The organism is Mycobacterium sp. IS-2888 (assembly GCF_001954215.1).
Taxonomy (GTDB): Bacteria; Actinomycetota; Actinomycetes; order Mycobacteriales; family Mycobacteriaceae; genus Mycobacterium.
Window position 1 is genome coordinate 1 of record NZ_MBET01000047.1, and the last position, 21,632, is coordinate 21,632.

At 69.0% G+C, this 21,632-nt stretch carries 24 protein-coding genes; 10 read left to right on the top strand and 14 right to left on the bottom strand.

Annotated features, from left to right (window positions below):
• A partial coding sequence (locus A5745_RS07365) for a GatB/YqeY domain-containing protein (protein WP_175879781.1) occupies positions 1 to 210 on the bottom strand: 210 nt, incomplete at its 3' end.
• A 62-nt stretch (positions 211 to 272) separates the two neighbouring features.
• On the opposite strand from A5745_RS07365, the gene A5745_RS07370 reads away from it, so the two are divergent.
• From A5745_RS07370 to A5745_RS07390, 5 genes are read left to right on the top strand one after another with little or no spacing between them, the layout of a single operon-like run.
• Entirely contained in the window at positions 273 to 1,511 is a 1,239-nt protein-coding gene (locus A5745_RS07370; protein ID WP_175879782.1) for a hypothetical protein, read from the top strand.
• 24 nt (positions 1,512 to 1,535) lie between these two features.
• Positions 1,536 to 2,189, top strand: coding sequence for a DUF4129 domain-containing protein (locus tag A5745_RS07375; protein WP_076115606.1), 654 nt, complete (start codon positions 1,536 to 1,538; stop codon positions 2,187 to 2,189).
• Positions 2,171 to 3,319 (top strand): DUF4350 domain-containing protein, encoded by a 1,149-nt coding sequence (locus A5745_RS07380; RefSeq protein ID WP_076059530.1) that lies wholly within the window; start codon positions 2,171 to 2,173, stop codon positions 3,317 to 3,319. Before A5745_RS07375 ends, A5745_RS07380 begins: the two co-directional genes overlap by 19 nt.
• Positions 3,316 to 4,293, top strand: coding sequence for a MoxR family ATPase (locus tag A5745_RS07385; RefSeq protein ID WP_076059528.1), 978 nt, complete (start codon positions 3,316 to 3,318; stop codon positions 4,291 to 4,293). The genes A5745_RS07380 and A5745_RS07385 overlap by 4 nt, the downstream gene beginning before the upstream one ends.
• Positions 4,293 to 5,615: a DUF58 domain-containing protein gene (locus tag A5745_RS07390; RefSeq protein ID WP_076115607.1), complete on the top strand. Its 1,323-nt coding sequence runs from the start codon at positions 4,293 to 4,295 to the stop codon at positions 5,613 to 5,615. Before A5745_RS07385 ends, A5745_RS07390 begins: the two co-directional genes overlap by 1 nt.
• Before the next feature lie 26 nt (positions 5,616 to 5,641).
• Here the strand turns inward: A5745_RS07390 and A5745_RS07395 are convergent, their stop codons facing one another.
• Entirely contained in the window at positions 5,642 to 6,643 is a 1,002-nt protein-coding gene (locus A5745_RS07395; RefSeq protein ID WP_076115608.1) for a stage II sporulation protein M, read from the bottom strand.
• Positions 6,644 to 6,679: 36 nt separating this feature from the next.
• Here A5745_RS07395 and A5745_RS07400 point away from each other — a divergent pair, with 36 nt between their 5' ends.
• A complete protein-coding gene (locus A5745_RS07400; protein ID WP_076115609.1) occupies positions 6,680 to 7,579 on the top strand; it encodes an RDD family protein in 900 nt (299 codons plus the stop codon).
• A 6-nt stretch (positions 7,580 to 7,585) separates the two neighbouring features.
• Here the strand turns inward: A5745_RS07400 and A5745_RS07405 are convergent, their stop codons facing one another.
• Positions 7,586 to 7,975: a hypothetical protein gene (locus A5745_RS07405; protein ID WP_076059520.1), complete on the bottom strand. Its 390-nt coding sequence runs from the start codon at positions 7,973 to 7,975 to the stop codon at positions 7,586 to 7,588.
• Between the two features lie 131 nt (positions 7,976 to 8,106).
• Between A5745_RS07405 and A5745_RS07410 the strand changes: the two genes are divergently transcribed.
• Positions 8,107 to 8,829, top strand: a complete 723-nt coding sequence (locus A5745_RS07410) for a PadR family transcriptional regulator (RefSeq protein WP_076115610.1) — start codon at positions 8,107 to 8,109, stop codon at positions 8,827 to 8,829.
• A gap of 18 nt (positions 8,830 to 8,847) precedes the next feature.
• Here the strand turns inward: A5745_RS07410 and glpK are convergent, their stop codons facing one another.
• Positions 8,848 to 10,386: a glycerol kinase GlpK gene (glpK, locus tag A5745_RS07415; RefSeq protein ID WP_076115611.1), complete on the bottom strand. Its 1,539-nt coding sequence runs from the start codon at positions 10,384 to 10,386 to the stop codon at positions 8,848 to 8,850.
• 72 nt (positions 10,387 to 10,458) lie between these two features.
• On the opposite strand from glpK, the gene A5745_RS07420 reads away from it, so the two are divergent.
• Entirely contained in the window at positions 10,459 to 11,931 is a 1,473-nt protein-coding gene (locus tag A5745_RS07420; RefSeq protein ID WP_076115612.1) for a glutamate--cysteine ligase, read from the top strand.
• Positions 11,932 to 11,950: 19 nt separating this feature from the next.
• On the top strand, positions 11,951 to 12,628 hold the full coding sequence (locus tag A5745_RS07425; protein ID WP_076115613.1) for a class I SAM-dependent methyltransferase: 678 nt from the start codon (positions 11,951 to 11,953) through the stop codon (positions 12,626 to 12,628).
• A 3-nt stretch (positions 12,629 to 12,631) separates the two neighbouring features.
• On the opposite strand, the gene egtE is transcribed toward A5745_RS07425, so the two are convergent.
• The 10 genes from egtE to A5745_RS07475 all read right to left on the bottom strand — a co-directional run bounded on the left by egtE (position 12,632) and on the right by A5745_RS07475 (position 21,179).
• Positions 12,632 to 13,780 carry an ergothioneine biosynthesis PLP-dependent enzyme EgtE gene (gene egtE / locus A5745_RS07430; protein WP_076115614.1) on the bottom strand — a complete coding sequence of 383 codons (1,149 nt, stop codon included), beginning with the start codon at positions 13,778 to 13,780 and terminating at the stop codon, positions 12,632 to 12,634.
• Entirely contained in the window at positions 13,777 to 14,742 is a 966-nt protein-coding gene (gene egtD, locus A5745_RS07435; RefSeq protein WP_076115615.1) for an L-histidine N(alpha)-methyltransferase, read from the bottom strand. Before egtD ends, egtE begins: the two co-directional genes overlap by 4 nt.
• The gene (gene egtC, locus A5745_RS07440; RefSeq protein WP_076115616.1) at positions 14,739 to 15,443 is read right to left on the bottom strand and encodes an ergothioneine biosynthesis protein EgtC; all 705 of its coding nucleotides are present in this window, start codon (positions 15,441 to 15,443) and stop codon (positions 14,739 to 14,741) included. The genes egtD and egtC overlap by 4 nt, the downstream gene beginning before the upstream one ends.
• Positions 15,443 to 16,753 (bottom strand): ergothioneine biosynthesis protein EgtB, encoded by a 1,311-nt coding sequence (gene egtB, locus A5745_RS07445; RefSeq protein ID WP_076115617.1) that lies wholly within the window; start codon positions 16,751 to 16,753, stop codon positions 15,443 to 15,445. The genes egtC and egtB overlap by 1 nt, the downstream gene beginning before the upstream one ends.
• Positions 16,750 to 18,018: an ergothioneine biosynthesis glutamate--cysteine ligase EgtA gene (gene egtA / locus A5745_RS07450; protein WP_076059505.1), complete on the bottom strand. Its 1,269-nt coding sequence runs from the start codon at positions 18,016 to 18,018 to the stop codon at positions 16,750 to 16,752. Before egtA ends, egtB begins: the two co-directional genes overlap by 4 nt.
• 114 nt (positions 18,019 to 18,132) lie before the next feature.
• Positions 18,133 to 18,780, bottom strand: coding sequence for a sensor domain-containing protein (locus A5745_RS07455; protein WP_076115618.1), 648 nt, complete (start codon positions 18,778 to 18,780; stop codon positions 18,133 to 18,135).
• A gap of 20 nt (positions 18,781 to 18,800) precedes the next feature.
• On the bottom strand, positions 18,801 to 19,229 hold the full coding sequence (locus A5745_RS07460) for an organic hydroperoxide resistance protein (RefSeq protein WP_076115619.1): 429 nt from the start codon (positions 19,227 to 19,229) through the stop codon (positions 18,801 to 18,803).
• Between the two features lie 58 nt (positions 19,230 to 19,287).
• Entirely contained in the window at positions 19,288 to 19,647 is a 360-nt protein-coding gene (locus A5745_RS07465; RefSeq protein ID WP_076115620.1) for a hypothetical protein, read from the bottom strand.
• A 137-nt stretch (positions 19,648 to 19,784) separates the two neighbouring features.
• Positions 19,785 to 20,150, bottom strand: a complete 366-nt coding sequence (locus A5745_RS07470; RefSeq protein ID WP_076115621.1) for a hypothetical protein — start codon at positions 20,148 to 20,150, stop codon at positions 19,785 to 19,787.
• Positions 20,151 to 20,207: 57 nt separating this feature from the next.
• Positions 20,208 to 21,179: a carbon-nitrogen hydrolase family protein gene (locus A5745_RS07475; protein WP_076115622.1), complete on the bottom strand. Its 972-nt coding sequence runs from the start codon at positions 21,177 to 21,179 to the stop codon at positions 20,208 to 20,210.
• Positions 21,180 to 21,297: 118 nt separating this feature from the next.
• Between A5745_RS07475 and A5745_RS07480 the strand changes: the two genes are divergently transcribed.
• Positions 21,298 to 21,630 carry a hemophore-related protein gene (locus A5745_RS07480; RefSeq protein WP_076059494.1) on the top strand — a complete coding sequence of 111 codons (333 nt, stop codon included), beginning with the start codon at positions 21,298 to 21,300 and terminating at the stop codon, positions 21,628 to 21,630.
• Positions 21,631 to 21,632: the final 2 nt, after the last annotated feature.

Below are 21,632 nucleotides of genomic sequence, written 5' to 3' on the forward strand. Positions count from 1 at the left end.
ACCCAGAACGGCCGACTCGCCACGCTTCCGCGATTCCCTGGCCAGCACCTTGAGGATTTCCTCGTCGGAGAGTTCGCGGGCCTGCTTGCCGGAGACTTCCTCAGTCTGGATCGCCGCCAGCACCATGCGCAGCGTCGCGGTCCGCAGCTTGTCCTGGGTCTTCATCGCCTGGGTCAGGTCGGCCCGGAGCCGGGATTTCAGTTCCGCCATGCGTGCGACGCTACGCGCCGGGAGCCCGTTTCTGATTGTGAAATGCCGCGACCGCCGACAGGATGGAGGCCATGACCTACGACGGCGCGCCCCCCGGCTATGGCGCCCCGCCGCCCTACGCTGCGCCGCCGCCTTATGGTCCTTATGGGCCGCCCCCCGCGTACGGCCCCCCGCCCGGGTACGGGCCGCCACCGGGGTACGGGCCGCCACCGGGGTACGGGCCGCCACCCGGATACGGGCCGCCACCGGGGTACGGCCCGCCGCCCGGGTACGGCGCGCCACCGGGCTTCGGTGCCTGGCCGGGCTATGGCCAGTCCCCGCCGGGCCAGGTGCCGCTTAAGCCCGGGATCATCCCGCTGCGCCCGTTGTCGCTGAGCGACATCTTCAACGGCGCCGTCGGCTACATCCGCACCAACCCGAAGGCGACGCTGGGATTGACCGCACTGGTGGTCGTGGTCATGCAGATCATCACGCGGATCGCCTTCTTCGGACCGTTGGCCGCCTACGGCCGGCTCAACACGGACAAGCCGGACGAGCTGTCCTTAGGCGTCGTGGGCGCGTGGCTGGCGTCGATGTCGGGCAGCCTGCTGGTCACCTGGCTCGGCAGCATGATGCTGTCCGGAATGCTCACCGTCATCGTCGGGCGGGCGGTGTTCGGTTCGACGATCACCATCGGCGAAACGTGGGCCAAGATTCGCGGCCGGCTGCTGCCCCTGCTCGGCCTGGCGCTGCTCGAAGCCGCCGTGGTGGTGGCCCTTGCGGGGTTGGTCGCGGTGATACTCGCCGTGGCCTCGGCGATCGGCAACGGCGCCCTGGCGGTGTTGCTGGCCTTCCCGCTGCTGCTCGGCCTGATCGCGGTGTTGGTGTACCTCTACACGGTGGTGCTATTCGCGCCCGTGCTCATCGTGCTGGAGCGGCTGCCGGTCATGAACGCGATCACCCGCTCCTTTGCGCTGGTTCGCAATGGTTTCTGGAGGGTGCTGGGCATTCGGACCCTGACGTTCATCGTGGCATCCGTCATCGCCAACGCGATGGCCACGCCGTTCAGCATCGTGGGCCAGATCATGTTTGCCGGGGACACGTCTATTTCGGCGCTGCTCATCAGCACCTCGATCGCCTCCGTCGGGGCGGCAATCGGTGAGATTGTCACCGCACCCTTCAACGCAGGAGTCATCGTCCTGCTCTACACCGACCGCCGCATGCGTGCCGAAGCGTTCGACCTGGTGCTGCAGACCGGCGCCGCCGGCGGGCCCTACGCGACCGCGTCCACCGACAACCTGTGGCTGACCCGGCCCGCGTAGGGGCCGAGCGAGGACGAGCTGACAGTGCCTTCCATCGACATCGACCGCGATGGCGCCCACCTGGCGGCCCAGACAGAACTGGGCAAGCCGATCTACGCGAAGGCTTCCGCGACACAGCAATTCGTCGAGTGGCTCAACGAACAGATCTACCGGCTGTTGCAAAAGACCGCCTCGATACCGGGCGGCTGGTTCACCACCATGGTGCTGCTGATCCTGCTGGGGATCGCGGTGGTGGTCGGCATCCGCATCGCCCGGCGCACCATGCGCACCAGACGCGGCGGCGACCACCAGCTCTTCGAAGCCGCCCAGCTCACCGCCGCCCAGCATCGCGCGACCGCAGAAAGCTATGCGGCGGAAGGGAATTGGACCGCGGCGATTCGGCACCGGTTGCGTGCCGTCGCCCGCCAGCTCGAGGAGACCGGCGTCCTCAACCCGGCTCCCGGCCGCACCGCCAACGAACTGGCGCGGGACGCCGGCGCGGCGTTGCCTCATCTGGCGGGTGAATTGTCCGAGGCGGCAACGGCATTCAATGACGTCACCTACGGTGAGCGGCCCGGTACCCAGGCCGCTTACCAAATGATCGCAGACCTCGACGACCACCTCCGCTCGCGAGGGCCGGCCGCTGCCTCGACGACGGCGCACCATGTCGCCGCCGAATCATGGGCGCAGGTCCGATGACGGCCACTATCGAGAAGCGTCCGGCGGCGCGATGGCGCGTATGGGCCTGGGTGCTGCTCACCCTGGTGGTGCTCACCGTCATCGCCGGGATCGGCGCCTACCTGACCGAACCGCGGCCCGGCACCCCGATGGATCCCGCTTCGACCGGGACCGACGGTGCGCACGCGCTGGTCACGCTGCTGCGCGACGGCGGCGTCGAGGTCATCGCGGCCAACAGCATCGCCGACGTCGAGCGGGCGGCGCGCCCCAACACGCTGATCGTGGTGGCGCAGAGCCAGTATCTGACCGACGACGCCTTGCTGGACCGCCTGGCGAAGGCCCCCGGAGATCTCCTCTTGGTGGAGCCCACGGCACGAACCCGCGAGGCTCTGATGCCGGGCGTGGGCATCAAGCCCACCAGCAACTTCGACAGCAACCCCGATTGCTCGCTGCGCGAGGCCACTCGGGCCGGAGCGGTGCGCTTCGGCCCGAGCGTCACCTACGAGGCCAAGGACGGGCGCACGATGACCCGCTGCTACGGCGGGATACTGATCCGGTTCCGGGACCACGGGCGGACCGTGACGGCCGTCGGCAGCAGCGATTTCATGACCAACCGCGGCCTGTTGCAGGCGGGCAATGCGGCGCTGGCGATGAACCTCGCCGGCGCCCGGCCCCGGGTCATCTGGTACGCGCCGCATCGCGTCGAGGGCGAAACATCCTCCCCCGCATCGATTTACGACATGATCCCGGAAAACGTCACCTGGATCGTCTGGCAGCTGTGCGTGGTCGTGCTGCTGGTTGCGCTGTGGAAGGGCCGCCGGCCGGGTCCGCTGGTGGCCGAGGCATTACCGGTCGTGGTGCGGGCGTCGGAGACCGTGGAGGGCCGCGGCCGGCTCTACCGGTCCCGTCGGGCCCGCGACCGCGCCGCCGAAGCGTTGCGCACCGCCACATTGCAGCGGCTGGTGCCGCGGCTCGGCCTGGGCGCGGGCGCGGCGCCGCCGGCGGTGGTGACGACCGTGGCCGAGCGCAGCGGGGCCGACGCGGGATTCGTTGCCTACCACCTGTTCGGCCCGCCGCCGGCCACCGACAATGACCTCCTACAACTTGCCCGAGCGCTCGACGAAATCGAAAGGCTGGTCGCACACTCGTGACACAATCGTCCCCACCACAGACCCCCGTCGCCGAGTCCGCGCGAAATGCGTTGCTGGCGTTACGAACCGAGCTGGCCAAGGCCGTCGTCGGGCAGGAAGGAGTCGTCAGCGGCCTCGTGATCGCGCTGCTGTGTCGCGGCCATGTGCTGCTGGAAGGCGTTCCGGGAGTGGCGAAGACGCTGCTGGTCCGGGCGTTGGCCGCCGCACTGCAGCTGGAATTCAAGCGGGTGCAGTTCACCCCCGACCTGATGCCCGGCGACGTTACCGGTTCACTGGTGTACGACGCGCGCACCGCCGCGTTCGAATTCCGGCCGGGCCCGGTGTTCACCAACCTGCTGCTGGCCGACGAGATCAACCGCACCCCACCGAAAACCCAGGCCGCGCTGCTCGAGGCGATGGAAGAGCGTCAGGTCAGCGTGGAGGGTGAAGCCAAACCGCTGCCCGACCCGTTCATCGTCGCCGCGACACAGAACCCGATCGAATATGAGGGCACCTATCAATTGCCCGAAGCGCAACTGGACCGCTTCCTCCTCAAACTGAATGTGACGCTGCCGCAGCGTGATTCCGAGATCGCCATCCTCGCCCGGCACGCGCACGGCTTCGATCCGCGCGATCTGTCGGATATCAAGCCGGTTGCCGGCACCGCCGAACTGGCGGCCGGCCGGGAAGCGGTCCAGCAGGTGCTGGTCGCCGACGAGGTGTTGGGCTACATCGTCGACATCGTCGCGGCCACCCGCTCCTCACCGGCCTTGCAGCTGGGCGTGTCACCACGCGGGGCGACGGCGGTACTGGGCACGGCCCGATCCTGGGCGTGGCTGTCCGGCCGCAACTACGTCACGCCCGACGACGTGAAGGCCATGGCGCGCCCGACGCTGCGGCACCGGGTGATGCTGCGCCCCGAGGCGGAGCTCGAAGGCGCCACCCCCGACGGCGTGCTCGAAGGGATCCTGGCGTCGGTTCCGGTGCCCCGCTAGTGATCCTGACCGGACGGACCGGCCTGGCGGCACTGATCCTGGTTCTGCCGATCGCGCTGTCGCCTTGGCCGGCAAAGGCTTTCGTGGCGCTGCTGGTGGCGCTGGCGGTAGTCGTCGCCGCCGATATCGCGCTGGCGGCCAGCCCCGGAGCATTGCGCTTCACCCGGTCCCCCGACTGTTCGGCGCGACTCGGACAGGAGGTCGACGCGAGCCTGGACATCTACAACGACGGCCGCCGGCGCTTCCGCGGCCAGATCCGCGACGCCTGGCCACCGAGCGCGCGTGCCGAACCACGCATTCACGCCGTCGACATCGCCGCCGGGCAGCGCCAGCACGTCCTCAGCGTCCTGCGACCGGTTCGCCGCGGCGATCAGCGCGCGGCCGTGGTCACGGCCCGTTCGATCGGGCCGCTCGGCTTCGCCGGACGCCAGCGCTCTCAGCCGGTACCGGGACAGGTACGGGTGCTGCCGCCCTTCCTGTCCCGCAAGCACCTACCGTCGCGGCTTGCCAAGTTGCGGGAGATCGACGGGCTGCTGCCGACGCTGATCCGGGGGCAGGGAACCGAATTCGACTCGCTGCGCGAGTATGTCGTCGGCGATGACGTCCGCTCGATCGACTGGCGTGCGACCGCGCGCCGCGCCGACGTCATGGTTCGCACGTGGCGCCCCGAACGCGACCGGCGGGTGGTGATCGTGCTGGACACCGGGCGGATGGCGGCCGGTCGCGTCGGCGTCGACCCGACGGCCGCCGATCCCGCCGGGTGGCCCCGGCTGGACTGGTCGATGGACGCGGCCCTGCTGCTGGCGGCGCTCGCGTCGCGGGCCGGCGACCACGTCGACTTCCTCGCCCACGACCGGGTGAGCCGGGCCGGCGTATTCGGCGCGTCGCGCACCGAGCTGCTCGCCCAACTGGTCGAGGCGATGGCTCCGCTGCAGCCCACGCTGGTCGAATCCGATTGGCGCGCAATGGTTGCCGCCATTTTACGGCGCACGCGACGACGCTCGCTGGTGGTCCTGCTGACCGACCTCAACGCGACCGCGCTGGACGAGGGTCTGCTGCCGATCCTGCCGCGGCTGTCCTCCAAACACCACGTGATGATCGCCGCGTGCGCCGACCCGCGCGTCGACCAAATGGCCGCCGGCCGCTCCGACCCCGCCGCGGTGTACGACGCGGCGGCCGCCGAGCGCTCCCGCAACGACCGCCGCGCCATCGCGTCGCGGCTGCGCCACGGCGGGGTAGACGTGGTCGACGCCGTTCCGACGGAGCTGGCGCCCGCCCTGGCCGACCACTATCTGGCGATGAAAGCGACGGGGCGGCTTTAACTTTCGGCTTGGGCTTTCGGGCTCGATCAGGCGGTCGGGACGATATCGGGCGCGTCGTCGATATCGCCGGTCTCGCCGGCCTTTACGGCGCGACGGCCGAAGTAGACGATGTAAAACAGGAACGCCGCCTCGGCGACGATTCCGATGCCGACCCGGACGAACGTCGGCAACGGCGACGGCGTCACCAACGCCTCTATCAACCCGGCAACCAGCAGCACACCCACCAGGCCCACGGCGACCGACACCACCCCGCGGCCCTGTTCGGCAAGGACCTGGCCGCGGGGCCGATCCCCGGGCGATATCACCGACCAGCCCAGCCGCATCCCCGATCCGGCCGCCAGGAATACCGCCGTCAGCTCCAGCAGCCCGTGCGGAGCAAGCAGACCCAGCAGGATCCCGCCCTTACCGGCGTGGAACATCAGGCCGGCGATCAGTCCCAGGTTGGCCGCGTTCTCGAACAACACGACCGGAATCGGCAGCCCCAGCACGACGGCCGACGCGATGCACTGGGCCGCAACCCACGCGTTGTTCACCCAGATCTGCAGGGCGAACGCCGCGGCCGGGTGCTCGCTGTAATACGACGCGACGTCGTGGTTCACCAGTTGATCGATGTCGGTGGGTGTTCCGATCGCGGATTGCACCTCGGGATTGCCCGCCACCCAGAACGCGATGACCAGCACCATGGCGAAGAATGCCGCCGCCGTCCCCAGCCACCAGCGCCAGCTGCGATAGGCCACCACCGGGAACGACACCGTCCAGAACCGGATGAACGCACTGCTCAGCGGCGCGTGGGCACCCGTCACCGCGGACCGGGCGCGCGCGATCAGGCTCGAGAGCCGGCCGACCATCAGCGAATCCGACCCGATGGTGCTGACCGACCGCAGCATCGACAGATGGGTGGACACGCGCTGGTACAGCTCGACCAGTTCGTCGACTTCCGCGCCGGTCAGCGACCGGCGGCGCTTGACCAACTGGTCCAGTCGGTCCCAGGTCGCGCGATGGGTCAGCACGAATGCGTCGACGTCCACCCTGAGCAGCCTAATTCGCCTGTACCGTTCGGTGGTATGTCGGAGGTGGTGACCGGGGACGCGGTGGTCCTCGACGTCCAGATCGCCCAGCTGCCGGTGCGGGCGGTGGGCGCGCTGATCGACATCACGGTGATGTTCGTCTTCTACCTGCTCGGGCTGATGCTGTGGGCCGCCACCCTGACGCAGTTCGACAGCGCGCTGAGCGCGGCCGTCCTGATCATCTTCACCGTGCTGGTGATGATCGGTTACCCGTTGACCTTCGAAACCGCCACGCGCGGACGGTCGGTGGGCAAGATCGTGATGGGCCTGCGGGTGGTGTCCGACGACGGTGGCCCAGAACGCTTCCGCCAGGTGGTGTTTCGCGCGCTGGCCGCGGTGGTGGAGATATGGATGTTTCTCGGCAGTCCCGCCGTCATCTGCAGCATGCTCTCGCCGAAGGCCAAACGCGTCGGCGACATCTTCGCCGGCACGGTCGTGGTGAGCGAGCGAGGTCCACGATCGAGTCCGCCGCCGGCCATGCCCCCGGCGCTGGCGTGGTGGGCGACGTCGCTGCAGCTGTCCGGGCTGTCCGCCGGCCAAGCCGAGGTTGCGCGCCAATTCCTTTCCCGCGCACCGCAACTCGATCGACAACTACGCCAGCAGATGGCGTACCGGATCGCCGGGGACGTGGTGTCGCGCATCGCGCCGCCGCCCCCGCCCGGCGCACCGCCGGAGCTGGTGCTCGCCGCGGTCCTTGCCGAACGCCACCGCCGCGAACTGGCGCGGCTGCGTCCCACGATGCCGGCGCCAGGACCGTGGCCGCCGGCCGGGCCGACGCCGCCGCCGGCCGGGCCGACGCCGTGGCCAACCGGGTCACCCGCGCCGGCCGGCCCGCCGCCGGCCGTTCCCTGGCCGCAGCAGGATCCGCAGGCCGGCGGCTTCTCGCCGCCTCGCTGATTGCCGCTAGCCGGAGACGGTAAACGCCATCCAGATCACGTCGATGATCAGCAACGCCCATCCGGCCAGCGGAACGACGATGCCGCCACGGCGCTTGGCGGTGAAGACCGAGACGGCGATCACGACGAACGCCACCACGGGCGCGCCGTAGAACGCGACACCGAAGTCGATCCCGCCGCGGCCCAGGTTCGGACAACTGCGATCGCTGCAGCCGTCGGTACTCATCACGGCGCCCAGCGCGAAGAGCATCACGAGCGCGGCCGCCGGCACCGTGGACAGCGCCAACGCCCAGTTGACCCACGGCCAGACGCGGCGTCCACGCGCTTCACCCTGCGCCTGACCCGTTGCACTCCGCGTTGCGCTGTCGAACGTCACGTTGGAGTTATTTGCGTCCATCCCACAGGTGCTACCCGTCGAGTTCGGACGCAAACCTGGAATATCTCATTGCATCGCGTTAGTTTACGATATATCGTGATCTACCGAAGCGCACGACCGGTGCGCGACCCACCAGACGTAAGGACTACACAATGACCAATCCATTCACCCCTCCCGACGGTCCATTCGGCGCTCGACCCGGCCTGGGCTTCGGTTTCGGCCCCGGCCCGGCTCCCGCTCAGCGGCGCGCCCTGCATGAGGCGAGGCGGCAGGCCCGGCGAGAATTCCGCGAACACCTTCGCGACCAGGCCGGCAACCAGGGCTTCGGGCCGGGATTCGGTCCCGGCTTCGGTCCCGGGTTCGGTCCCGGGTTCGGTCCCGGCTTCGGCTTCGGCCCCGGCGGCCGGCGCGGCGGATGGCGTCGCGGCGGTACAGGCCGCGGACGCCGCGGCGATGTGCGGGCGGCCATCCTGGTGCTGCTCGCCGAGCGGCCGATGCACGGCTACGAGATGATCCAGCAGATCGCCGAACGCAGCGACGGAATCTGGCAGCCCAGCCCGGGCTCCGTCTACCCGACGCTGCAGCTACTGGCCGACGAAGGCTTGATCACCGCGACCGAAACCGACGGCAGCAAGAAGCTTTTCGAGCTGACTGACCAGGGCCGCGCGGCGGCCGAGAAGATCGAAACCCCGCCGTGGGACGAGATCGCCAAGGGCGCCGACCCGGGCCACGTCAACCTGCGCACAGCCGCAGGCCAGCTGTTCGGGGCGGTCGCGCAGTCCGCGCACACCGCCTCTTCCGACCAGCAGCAGCGCATCGTCGACATCCTCAACAATGCGCGACGGGAGATCTACGGCATCCTCGGCGAGGACTGACGGTCGGCGGACCCTGGATCAGGTCACATCGACCCAATCCAGGGTCCGCTGCACCGCCTTGCGCCAGCCGGCATACCCGGCGGCGCGCTCGTCGTCGCTCCACTCCGGCGACCATCGCCTATCCTCGTGCCAGTTCGCGCGCAGCTCGCCCGGGTCCGCCCAGAACCCGACGGCCAGACCCGCGGCGTAGGCCGCGCCGAGCGCGGTGGTCTCGGCGACCACCGGCCTCACGACGTCCACGCCCAGCACGTCCGCCTGAATCTGCATGCACAGGTCGTTGCCGGTGATACCGCCGTCGACCTTCAAAACCTCAAGGCGCACACCGGAATCGGCTTTCATCGCGTCGACCACGTCGCGACTCTGGTAGCAGATCGCCTCAAGGGTCGCGCGGGCCAGGTGCGCGTTGGTGTTGAACCGGGACAGCCCGACGATCGCGCCGCGGGCATCGGATCGCCAGTACGGGGCGAACAGCCCGGAAAACGCCGGCACGAAATACACCCCGCCGTTGTCGGCGACCTGACGGGCCAGCGCCTCACTCTGGGCCGCGCCGCTGATGATGCCCAACTGGTCGCGCAGCCACTGCACCGCCGAGCCCGTCACCGCAATCGAACCTTCAAGCGCGTAAACGGGTTTGGCATTTCCGAACTGGTAGCAGACGGTGGTCAGCAGGCCGTTGCGAGATCGAACGATCGTCTCGCCGGTGTTGAGCAGCAGGAAATTGCCCGTGCCGTAGGTGTTTTTCGCCTCCCCCGCGGCCAGGCACACCTGACCGACCATGGCGGCATGCTGGTCGCCGAGGACACCGGTAATCGGCACCTCGCCGGCGACGGGACCGGTATCGGTGGTGACGCCGTACGGTTCCGGCGACGACGACGGCGCGATCGCCGGCAGCATCGCACGCGGAATCGAGAAGAACGACAACAGCTCGTCGTCCCAGTCCAGCGTTTCCAGATCCATCAGCATGGTGCGGCTGGCGTTGGTGACGTCGGTGACGTGCACGCCGCCGCGCGGGCCGCCGGTCAGATTCCACAACACCCAGGTGTCGGCGGTGCCGAACAGCGCGTCACCGCTTTCGGCGGCCTCGCGCACCCCGTCGACGTTGTCCAGGATCCATTGCAGCTTTCCACCGGAGAAGTAGGTCGCCGGCGGCAGGCCCGCTTTGCGCCGGATCACGTCGCCGCGACCATCGCGGTCCAGCGCCGACGCGATCCGGTCGGTGCGGGTGTCCTGCCAGACGATCGCGTTGTAGTAGGGCCGCCCGGTGCGCCGATTCCACACCAGCGTGGTCTCGCGCTGGTTCGTGATTCCCAGGGCGGCAATGTCTTTCGCCGCCAGATCGGTTCGGTTCAGCACCGACGTCAGCACCGAGGACGTGCGCTCCCAAATCTCGACCGGGTCGTGCTCGACCCAGCCCGCGCGCGGCAGGATCTGCTCGTGCTCGAGCTGGTGACGGGCGACCTCGGTCCCGGCGTGGTCGAAGATCATGCAGCGGGTGCTGGTGGTGCCCTGGTCTATGGCGGCGACGAAGTCGGCCAAGTGCTCTCCTCCTCGTGTCATCGTCCATGATGGTCTACCCACACGCCGACCGGAAACTTGCGTTGCCGCCGGTAAACATGTTCCATCGGCATTGTGGGCGAAGAGGTCAAGCGCACCACCTATGACCACGCACATCGGCGGGAATACCGGCGCAAGGTGCAGTTGTGTCTGGACGTCTTCGAGACCATGCTCTCGCAATCACACTTCGATGCCGACCGGCCGCTCACCGGCATGGAGATCGAGTGCAACCTCGTCGACGCCGACTACCAGCCCGCGATGTCGAATCGCTACGTGCTGGACGCCATCGCGGATCCGGCCTACCAATCCGAATTGGGCGCCTACAACATCGAATTCAATGTGCCGCCCCGCCCGCTGCCCGGTCACACCGCCCTGGACCTGGAGGCGGAGGTGCGGGCCAGCCTCAACGACGCGGAGACCAAGGCCAACGCCAGCGGGGCACACATCGTGATGATCGGCATCCTGCCGACACTGCGACCCGAACATCTCGACGAGGGCTGGATGAGCGAGTCGACCCGATACGCGGCCCTCAACGAGTCCATCTTCAGCGCTCGCGGCGAGGACATCGAGATCGATATCGACGGCCCAGAGCCGTTGAGCTGGAACACCGCCACCATCGCGCCCGAATCCGCTTGCACCAGCATGCAATTGCATCTACAGGTGGCCCCGCGCGATTTCGCCGCCAACTGGAACGCCGCGCAGGTGCTGGCCGGCCCGCAGCTGGCCCTGGGCGCGAATTCGCCCTACTTCTTCGGCCACCAACTGTGGTCGGAGACCCGTATCGAAGTGTTCACGCAGTCCACCGATACCCGCACCGAGGAACTCACCACCCAGGGAGTGCGGCCGCGCGTGTGGTTCGGCGAACGCTGGATCACGTCGATCCTCGACCTGTTCAAGGAGAACATCAGCTACTTCCCGTCCCTGCTGCCCGAGCTGTCCGACGAGGATCCGGCCGCCGAGCTGGCCGCCGGACGCATTCCCGCGCTATCGGAATTGCGCCTGCACAACGGCACCGTGTACCGGTGGAATCGCCCGGTGTACGACGTCGTCGACGGACGCCCGCATGTGCGGCTGGAGAATCGGGTGTTGCCGGCCGGTCCGTCCGTCATCGACATGCTGGCGAACTCGGCCTTCTACTACGGCATGCTGCGCGTCTTGTCCGAAGCCGACGACCCACTTTGGACGAAAATGAGTTTCGCTGCGGCGCATGCCAATTTCGTCGAGGCGGCCCGCAACGGCATTGCCGCCCGCCTGCACTGGCCGGGCCTGGACCACGTGACGGCGCCGGAATTGGTGTTGAACACGCTGCTTCCGATGGCCGACGAGGGGCTGCGGCGGTGGGGTGTCGCCGCCGAGGCGCGCGACCGGTTCCTCGGTGTCATCGAGGGCCGCGCCGCGAGCGGACGCAACGGCGCCAGCTGGCAGGTGGCCACGGTGCGGGCGCTGCAGGACGGCGGGATGACGCGGCCCGCGGCGCTGGCCGAGATGCTGCGCCGCTACTGCGAACACATGCACGCCAACGAGCCGGTGCACACCTGGCCGTCGTAGGCGCGCGTACGTTGGGGTCATGTGTTCTGACATCTTGGACTGGGACAGTGCATACCGCGAGCAGGGCCAGTTCCAGGGCCCGCCGCCGTGGAATATCGGTGAGCCGCAGCCCGAACTGGCGGCGCTGCTGGCGGCCGGCAAGTTCCGCAGCGACGTGCTGGACGCGGGCTGCGGGTTCGCGGAGCTGTCGCTGGCGCTGGCCGCCGAGGGCTACACCGTGGTCGGCGTCGACCTAACCCCCACCGCCATCGCGGCGGCGACCAAGGCGGCCGAAGAACGCGGCTTGAGCACGGCCAGCTTCGTGCAGGCCGACATCACCTCGTTCTCCGGCTACGACGGCCGGTTCAACACGGTCGTGGACAGCACGCTGTTTCACTCGCTGCCGGTCGAGGGCCGCGACGGCTACCTGAGCTCGGTGCACCGCGCGGCGGCCCCGGGTGCCAGCTACTACGTGCTGGTGTTCGCCAAGGGCGCGTTCCCCGCCGAGATGGAACCGAAGCCGAACGAGGTCGACGAGGACGAGTTGCGCGCCGCGGTGAGCAATTACTGGGAGATCGACGACATTCGGCCCGCCTATATCCACGCGAAAGTTCCCCAGATCCCCGACGCACCGTTCGAATTCCCGCCGCACGACCGCGACGAAAAGGGCCGGATGAAGTTTCCCGCCTACCTGCTCACGGCGCACAAGGCCGGCTAGGCCTCAAGCAGACAAAGCCGCGGTCGCGGCCCGCAGTGCCTCGGCGAAGGCACCGAGGTCGTCGGCCGTGGTGTCGGCGTGCGGCGAGATCCGCAGCACCGGCCCGGTCAGTTCCAGGGGCGCCCGCTGGACCCCGGCGTAGGTGGTCAGGATGCGCCGTTCGCGCAGCAACCATTCGCGCACGGCCGCTGCGTCGCCGCCGCCGACCGGGGCCAAAGTGGTGATCGCGCTGGGCTCTTCGACCTCCTCGATCACCGCCCACCCGGGCACGTCGGCCAACACGCTGCGGCTGAGCGCGCCCAACTCGGCCAGCCGGGCCCGCACCGCCTCGGCACCGCAGGCCAGATGTTCCCCCAGGGCCACCGAAAACCCCACGCGCGCAGCGACATTGGCCTCGCCGAATTCCAGCTGCTGGGCCACCGTCGGCGACCCCGACTTCACGGCCCACTCGGGCGCGGCCAGCCTCGGACGCAACCGCTCCATCAGGTCGCGGCGCACGGCGAGCGCACCCACACCCCGCGGCCCGGCGATCCACTTGCGCGACGAGGAATACGTGACGTCGGCGCCCACCGCGGTGTCCACGTGGCCCAGCGCCTGGGCGGCGTCCACGACCAACGGCAGGCCCAATTCGGCGCACAGCTTCGCAACCATCGCCGCCGGCTGGACTACCCCGCGATGGCTGGCCACCGTGGTCAGGTGGACGAAATCGGGCGGGTTGTCCTCGAGGGCCAACGCCGCGTCGTCGAGTGCCACCCGGCCGTCGTCCAGGGTCGGCAGCAGCCGTCGCTCGAAGCCGTGGATCTCCATCAAGGCGAGGTTGGGGCCGTATTCGCCGGGCAGGCAGGCGACCGTCCGACGATCCGCGGGCCAGCCACCGAGCAGCAGATCCAGCGCGTTCAGCGAGCCGGTGGTGTACACCACCTCGGCGTCGGGCATCCCGCTCAGCGCGGCGAACGCGGCGCGCCCGGCATCGAGCGCGGGCGTCGCGGCCTCGGCGGCGACATACCCGCCGACTTCGGCCTCGTAGCGCGCGTGCTGCGCGGTCGCATCGATGACCGCGAGACTCTGGCGCGAACAGGCCGCACTGTCCAGGTGTAACCCAGCCATCGGCGGGCGGGCCTCCCGCCATCGGTCGGCCAGTGAATCGCTCACTTGACGGCTAACGACAACCCGAAATCACCGGCGGCGTCGGTCCACCAGCGGATGCGACGCAGTCCCGCGGTAGCCAATTCGGTGTTCACCCCGTCCGGGTGGAACTTGCACGACACCTCGGTGAGCATTTCCTCGCCGGCCGCGAAGTCGACGGTCAGCTCCAGCGCACCGACGCGCACCCGCTGCTCGTGATCGGCCCGCAGCCACATCTCGATGCGTTCCTCGCCCGCGTTCCAGCGGGCCACGTGCCGGTATGCCGCGACGTCGAAATCGGCGTCGAGTTCGCGATTGATCACCGCCAGCACGTTGCGATTGAAGGCCGCGGTCACCCCGGCCGCGTCGTCGTACGCGCGCACCAGCCTGCCGGTGTCCTTGACCAGGTCGGTGCCGAGCAGCAGGCTGTCCCCGGGCCGCATCACCGCCGACAGGGCCGCGAGGAACTCCGCACGCGGTCCGGGCGTGAGGTTGCCGATCGTCGAGCCGAGGAAGACGAACAGGCGGCGGCCCCCGCCGGGAATCTCGGTCAGATGTTCCTCGAAATCGCCGCAGACGGCTTTGATCTCGACGCCCGCGTACTCGCTCTGGATGGCGGTCGCTGCGGCGGAGAGGACGCCGGCGTCGACGTCGAACGGCACGAACCGGCGCAACGACCCGCGGCCATGCAGCGCGTCCAGCAGCAGCCGGGTCTTCTCCGACGTGCCACTGCCCAGTTCGACCAAAGTGTCGGCCTCGCTGGCCACCGCGATTTCGGCGGACCGGGCGCGCAGGATCTCGGCCTCGGCGCGCGTCGGGTAGTACTCGGGCAACCGGGTGATCTGGTCGAACAGCTCACTGCCCACCGAATCGTAAAACCACTTGGGCGGCAGCGATTTCGGTGTGCGCCGCAGGCCGTCGAGCACATCGCGGCGCAGCGCGTGATGCGCCGAGTCGGCGGCGAGGTGATTGGACAGCGACAACGTCATCGAGATCCTTTCGGCGGGTGGTCCAGCGGCGTCATCGTGACACCCTTCGCGGTGACTTCGACCAGGTGGCGGTCCGGCACGTCCTCCCAGTCGGAGTCGTCGTCATACGGCTCGCTGGCCAGCACCACACCGTCGGCGCGGCGCAGGATGCACAGCGTGTCACCCCAGGCGGTGGCGAGCAGGCGAGACCCGTTGGCGGCCAATATGTTCAGTCGCGCGAGGGGGTCCGCCGTGCCGATCTCGGCGATGGTGTCGCCCAGCGCGTCGAGCCCGCGCTCGAAGATGGCGGCCGCGAGTATCGCGCTGTCACAGACGGATTCGGCCGACGACGTCAGCGGCAACACGGTGCGGTCGACCACCCCGTTGTGCGACAACAGCCAGCGTCCGTTGCTGAACGGCGCGGTCGCGCTGGCTTCGATCGGCATGCCGACGGTCGCCGAGCGGACGGCGGCCACCACGCAGTGGCTGCGCAGTACCGGCGCGACCGACTCGAACGATGCGTCACCCCACAGCGGCGCCGCGCTGCGCCAGCGCCGAGCCACGTCTTGGTCGAAAAACCCGACGCCCCAACCGTCGGCGTTCATCAGGCCGTACTTTTGCCGGCGCGGGGCATAGGACTGCACCCGCAGCCCGGACGGCGGTTCCAGCACCAGCGAGGAGACGGTGACGTCGGCCCCGAGCCAGCCGAGGTGGCGGCACATCAGCCGGAGCCTCCCGCGTCGGGGGCATCCCAGGCCAGCCGGACGCCGGAGAAGATCTGGCGGCGGAACGGGTGATCCCAGTTGCGGAAGCTGGGCCGCAGGATGGACGGCTCCACCGCCCAAGACCCACCCCGCAGCACCCGGTAGTCGCCGTCGAAGAATGGCTGGGAATACCGCTCGTAGATCATCGGGACGAATCCCGGCCAGGGCCGCAGCGGAGAACTGGTCCACTCCCACACATCGCCCAGCAGCTGCTCGACCCCGTATGCCGACGCGCCGCCCGGATATGCGCCGACGGGTGCGGGACGCAGCGCCGTGCCACCCAGGTTGGCGAGCGCGTCCGACGGATCCTGCTCGCCCCACGGGTAGCGACGCCGCGTCCCGGCCGCGGGATCCCACGCGCACGCCTTCTCCCATTCCGTCTCGGTGGGCAACCGCGCCCCGGCCCACGCCGCGTAGGCCTCGGCCTCGAAAAAGGTGACGTGCTGCACCGGCTCGTCGGCGGGTATCTCTTCGACGCGGCCGAATCGGGTGCGCGTTCGCGCATCGGAGCTCCAGAATTGCGGCCCGGTCAGGCCCGCGCCCTGGCGGTGCTGCCAACCGCGCGCCGACCACCAGCGCGGCTGGTGGTAGCCGCCGTCGTCGATGAAGTGCTGCCATTCGCCGTTGGTGACCGGGACCCGGCCGATCCTGAATGCCGGCACGTCGACGACGTGGGCGGGACGTTCGTTGTCCAGCGAGTAGGGCTCGGTCGCGGCGTCCACGCCCTGCACGAACGGTCCGGCGGGAATCAGCACCGACGTCCCGGCCAGCCCCGGCCGACCCGCGGGCAGGGTGGACGTGTCGGGCAGCAGCGGCGCGCCGGTGCGTAGGTTCAGGGCCTGCAGCATGGTTTCGTCGTGCTGATTTTCGTGGCTGACCACCATCCCGTACGTGAAGGCGGCACGCTCGCCGGCGGGGTCGTCGGGCAGGGCATCCAGCGCGTCCAGCGCGGCGGATCGCACTGTGCGGCAATAGGATCGGGCCTGCTCCGGGGACAGCAGCGGCAGGTCGACGCGGCTGGCGCGGGAGTGCTCGAACGCGTCATAGAGGCCCTCGACCGCGGGCGGCAGCATCCCCGGCCGGCGCGGGTCCCCGCCGCGCAACAGCCACAGCTCTTCTTGCTGACCGATGTGCGCCAGGTCCCACACCAGTGGGCTCATCAACGGGTCGTACTGGCGGCACAGCTCGGCGTCGTCGAAATCGGTCAGCCGCAACGTCCGGGTCCGCGCCCGGGTCAGATCGTCGGCAAGCCTCTCCCGGGAAGTCACGGGCCCCCTTGCGCTTTCGCGGCCCGCGAGACCTCGGCCGCGATGCCGTGCTCGATCACCTGGTCGGAGAAGTCGTCCCCGGGACATCGGCCCCGCTCGACACAGCGAATCAACCGCGCCATCGCGTCGGTCAGCTCAGGGGGAGCCTGCTCGGCGGCGGCGGCCACGCACCGATTGGCCGCCTCGTACAGGCGCCGGTCGCGCAGGCCGGCCTGGGCCGCGGTGTCCCAGGCGGTGGCAACCGGTTCGACGGCCTCGGCCGCGATGTCGGCGGCGACCGGGTTATCGAGCAGGGTCACCAGGGTGAACACGACCGCGGGCCAGAAGGCGTCCGGCACGCTGTCGAGGTAGCGGATTTCCAGCCACCGCCTGGGGCGGACCGGCGGAAACAGCGTGGTCAGGTGGTATTCCAGGTCGGCGATGGTGGGGCGGCGATCGCCCAGCAACACTCGGCCGTCCACCCAGTCGGCGAAGGGGACCCAGCTCGTGACCGGCACCGCCTCCGGCGTGTGCACGAGCATCACGGGCGCCTTCAGCGCGTAGCGCGCCCAGTCGATGCCGGGGTCGTCGCCGCTGGCACCCAGGATCGGCCCACAGCGAGCCGAGTCCATCTGGCCCCACACACGCTGCCGGGTCGAGACCCAACCGGTGAACTCGCCGCCCAGCATCGGCGAATTGGCGGCGATCGCGATCATCGTCGGCCCCAGGGCATGCGCCAGCCGCACACGGGCCGCCCATCCATCCTTGGGCCCGGCGTCCAGATTGACCTGAATCGACGCGGTGGATGTCATCATCGCCGCGCCCGCGGATCCGGATTCGCTGGCGGCGAAGAACTCTTCCATGGCGCGGTAACGGGTGCCGGGATTGATGCGCTCGGGCGGCCGCAGCGGATCCGTCCCGAGGAATACCAGGCCCAGCCCGGCGTCGGCGAAGGCCGGCCGAAGCACGGCCTGGTCGCGGCGCATCGCGTCGAGGGCCGCGAGCACGCCGTCGACGGGCGGGCCGGACAGTTCGACCGCGCCGCCCGGTTCCACGGTGACCCTGCTGCCGCCCGGCAGGGTGGGCAACCGCTCGATGACGTCGGTGATTTCGGCCCAGCTCGGCCGCCGGAAGGGATCGGCCGGGTCGTGGCAGTGTCCTTCCATTTCCAGCCCGACGGGCCCGAGGGGCGCATCCGCCAGACAGCCCTCGGCGATGTATTGCGCGGCTGCCGTGGAACTGGCCATCTCGGCTTCGAGCGCGGCGGAAGTGGCGGCGAACGTCATATCACGATCCCTCCGCGCCCGGCCACGGATTGCCGAGCGCCATGTTCGCGGCTATCGGGACGATAGCCACCGTCACTTCATCTTCCAGATCGCTCCGACATATTCCCGACCCGTTTACTGACCCAGCGCGTTCTGCATGGCTCCGGCCAGCACGTTGACGGCGGGCCCGCCGTTGCCAGATTGGCAGACCTTCGCCTGCAGCAACACGTTTTCGCGCAGCCGGGTTTGATCGAAGCAACGCCGATCGGTGCCCGCTTCCTGCTTGGTCCAGTTGGCGTCGGTGCCGGTCGCCGGCCCGCCGTCGAACGACCACACCTGGGTGGAGCCGTTGTCCAAATGCATGGCGGTGGTCTGTCCCGAGCAACCGACGGTTCGATCCACCACGCGATGGAAAGCCCGGGACGCGGCGTCGTTGGTCGCGAACACCCCGACCGCCTGCCGGACCAAGTGGGTCTGGTCGTTGGCCGACGTCTGCGTGGTGGCCCCGTTGAACGACGCCAGGTCGGGGTCGCTGTAGACCTCGGGCAATCCGACGTCGGCCCAGTTGTTGCATTCCGCGACGTCGACCCAATATCCCTGGAACGGCTGGGTGAAGACCGATTCCCAGCCCATCGGCCCGCCGACGATATTGCCGACCGACCCCTTGCCGAGTACCGCGTAGGAGACCACCCCGGGTTCCGACGGGTGGGCGCTCGCGACGGGGACCGCCGACGCGCCGCCCACGGTCACGGCGATCGTCGCGACCGCGGCGCAGATCCGCATTCTCCGATCCAATGGCCCGGCTAGACCTTCGCGGAGACGTCGACGTCGACGTTGCCGCGGGTGGCCTTGGAGTACGGGCATACCTGATGCGCCTGCTCGACCAAATCGTCGGCGACGCTTTGTTCCACACCCTGCAGGTGGCCGACGATCTTGCCCGTCAGCCCGAATCCGCCCGCGGAATCCTTACCGAAGCCGATTTCGATGCTGACGCTGGTGGCGTCGTCCAGCGTGACTTTTGATTTGCCGGCGACCAGGCGCAGCGCGCCCAGGAAGCAGGCCGCATACCCGGCGGCGAACAACTGCTCGGGATTGGTGCCTTCGCCGCTGCCGCCCATCGCCTTCGGCGGCCGGGTTTCCAGGTCGATCCGCCCGTCGTCGGACTTCACGTGGCCGTCGCGGCCGCCGCCGGTCGCAGTGGATTCCGTGGTGTAAACGACTTCAATGGTCATGGGTCTCGATCATGCCAGGACCGTTGCCCAGCAGGCGAATGTCGTTGCACCCCAGATATCAGGGCCGCGGAGTACCTTGCGTGTTCGGGGCCGGCGCTGGCGCACTCGTCGTCGGCGACTGGCCGGGACCGCTCGAGGCACCCGGGCCATATCCCCACGGCCCGCCCCACGGCGGGCCACCGGGGCCGCCGGGTCCTCCGGGGCCGTACATCATCCCGTGGTGGTAACGGCAGTGATGGTTGTACCCAACGACCATCGCGCCGGCGAAAAACACGGTGGCGAGGATGAAAACGATCCCGGCGACGATCACCACCCACGCCGCGGCCACATAGAGCGCGGGGGGCTTGACCCTTGCGGGTGGCGGCGGAGGCGCCGGGGCGGACGTCGGCTGAGTTGACGGTTCAGGTGTTTCGCTCATGCCTCGATCCTGCCCTCTGCCCGTGACGACGGGTAGCCCGGCGCTCGAGCGAGCGCCGGGCTACTTGGTGTTCAGTTAACGGCCCGCCGGGATCCTCCTATCACCCCGTGAGCACGTGGATGGTGTGGAACTCTCCCCTACGGCGTCCGCGACGGAGCGACCGACGACGGAACCTGGCTGGGGCCGGGAGCGCCGGGCGTCACGGCGCCCGGTGCCGGTGCACCTGGAGCGTTCGCGCCGGGGCCGCCGCCCGGACCGCCGGGGCCGAATCGGTGCATTATCGCGTGGTGCTTGTGGTGATGGTGGTGGTAACCGCCGTGATGCCCCAGCGCCATCCCCGTGAAGAAGATGACCGAGACGATGAACACGATCCCGGCGACGATGGCGACCCAGGCCGCCGCGATGAAGACCCGGGGGGTCCGGTAGAGGGCCGGCTCTGTGGCCGCCGCCGGTGCAGTTGCGGTAGAACTCCGCACAGTGGGGGTTTCAGGTGTTTCACTCATGAGACACATGATGCGGGGGTAAACAGTGGTTGCGGCTATGCGTTAGTTAAGTAGCAGCTATGAGGCGAAACCTGTTTCTGCTGGTGAATGGCGGAAACCACCCCTGTGCGCCACATGACGGCGGTAGTAGCGCCTGCCGTGCAGCCGCTGGTAGTTCCACGTTATGGCCGGCAGGACTCCCCGGCGATGCAGCCAAAAGCCTTTCGGCGGTTGCGCTTTCGGTGCGCGACGGCCGATCAGGACATCGGCGACGACGACGCCCGCGCCCTCGTCGGCGGTGCGGGAAGCCAGCACCGCACCATCGGCGGCGACGATCATGGTTCCACCTTCGAATCGGCCGCTGTAATCGATTGGCAGCCACGGCATCCGGCATCGCAGTGCGCCGGCGTGCGCAGCGTGGAGCACCGGCGCGCCGACGTACCCGGCGAAGGACTCGGCCGCTCGCTGCGCGGTTGCCGCGTTGCGGGTTTCCATGCGGCGGAACATGGCCGACGGGTGCCAGCGGGGAACCGACCACCAGCCCGACCCCGTCATCGCCAGGTCGATGCGCCCGCGGAGCCGGTGTACCGTCTGCGTGCGCATGAGCTCCCAGCACACGGCGGCACCTACGGTGAGCTCGCCGGCCGGGATAACGCCGTCGTCGTGGCCGCCGATGTAAAACGAGTTCTCCCACATGGTGGGCAAGTCCTTGTCGTGGCGACCGGCTACCCCTTCCGGGGTGACCAGCACGTAGGCGTTGCGTACGTGCCCGTCGGTGTCCCTGGCCAAGAATGACCCGCCGATCATCGCGCCATGGCGCCGGGCCAGGCCCAGCAGCAGTTCGGTGGCCTCGCCATCCGGTGGCAGGGCGGCATCGGCGAGTTCCGGCAGAAAGCCGATGCCGGTGGTGAAGAACTCCGGCAGGGCGATCACGGTTGCGCCGGCGGCGGCGGCCTCGTCGACGAGCCGCTCGACGGCGGCGAGGTTGGCGCCGACGTCGGCGGGCACGGCGTCTAACTGGACGGCGGCGGCGCGCTGGCTTCTATCCATGTATCGATGCTCGCCCGGCGGGCGGAATGACAGCAAGGACAATGTAGCGACGATTTCCGCCACCCAATGACGCGAGCCGATTAGTGTTGATGCGATCAGTTGGAGGGAGGGAGTCCACATGATCAAGCTGTTTTTGACCGGACTGGGGATAGCGGTTGGCAGCCTGGCACTTTCGTTGACCGCCGGGGTCGCGTCCGCAGATCCCGATCTGGGTTCGGCCGTCAACACCACCTGCAATTACCAGCAGGTCGCCGCGGCGTTGAACGCGCAAGATCCACAGTATGTCTCGATGTTGAACTCATCGCCGCAGATGCAGGCCGGTTTGCGGCGGTTCCTCGCCGCGGCGCCCGCTGAACGCCAGCGGTTGGCGCAGCTGACGGTGAGCAACCCAGACAATCAGCCGTTGATACCGATTCTTAAAACGGCTTTCGACACCTGCAATAACTTCTGAGC

Coding starts and splice junctions, on each gene's coding strand:
- A5745_RS07370 (WP_175879782.1), top strand. CDS start 273: ATGGAGGCCATGACCTACGACGGCGCGCCCCCCGGCTATGGCGCCCCG.
- A5745_RS07380 (WP_076059530.1), top strand. CDS start 2,171: ATGGGCGCAGGTCCGATGACGGCCACTATCGAGAAGCGTCCGGCGGCG.
- A5745_RS07400 (WP_076115609.1), top strand. CDS start 6,680: ATGTCGGAGGTGGTGACCGGGGACGCGGTGGTCCTCGACGTCCAGATC.
- A5745_RS07405 (WP_076059520.1), bottom strand. CDS start 7,975: ATGGACGCAAATAACTCCAACGTGACGTTCGACAGCGCAACGCGGAGT.
- A5745_RS07410 (WP_076115610.1), top strand. CDS start 8,107: ATGACCAATCCATTCACCCCTCCCGACGGTCCATTCGGCGCTCGACCC.
- glpK (WP_076115611.1), bottom strand. CDS start 10,386: ATGACACGAGGAGGAGAGCACTTGGCCGACTTCGTCGCCGCCATAGAC.
- A5745_RS07425 (WP_076115613.1), top strand. CDS start 11,951: ATGTGTTCTGACATCTTGGACTGGGACAGTGCATACCGCGAGCAGGGC.
- egtD (WP_076115615.1), bottom strand. CDS start 14,742: ATGACGTTGTCGCTGTCCAATCACCTCGCCGCCGACTCGGCGCATCAC.
- egtC (WP_076115616.1), bottom strand. CDS start 15,443: ATGTGCCGCCACCTCGGCTGGCTCGGGGCCGACGTCACCGTCTCCTCG.
- egtA (WP_076059505.1), bottom strand. CDS start 18,018: ATGACGTTCGCCGCCACTTCCGCCGCGCTCGAAGCCGAGATGGCCAGT.
- A5745_RS07455 (WP_076115618.1), bottom strand. CDS start 18,780: ATGCGGATCTGCGCCGCGGTCGCGACGATCGCCGTGACCGTGGGCGGC.
- A5745_RS07460 (WP_076115619.1), bottom strand. CDS start 19,229: ATGACCATTGAAGTCGTTTACACCACGGAATCCACTGCGACCGGCGGC.
- A5745_RS07465 (WP_076115620.1), bottom strand. CDS start 19,647: ATGAGCGAAACACCTGAACCGTCAACTCAGCCGACGTCCGCCCCGGCG.
- A5745_RS07470 (WP_076115621.1), bottom strand. CDS start 20,150: ATGAGTGAAACACCTGAAACCCCCACTGTGCGGAGTTCTACCGCAACT.
- A5745_RS07475 (WP_076115622.1), bottom strand. CDS start 21,179: ATGGATAGAAGCCAGCGCGCCGCCGCCGTCCAGTTAGACGCCGTGCCC.
- A5745_RS07480 (WP_076059494.1), top strand. CDS start 21,298: ATGATCAAGCTGTTTTTGACCGGACTGGGGATAGCGGTTGGCAGCCTG.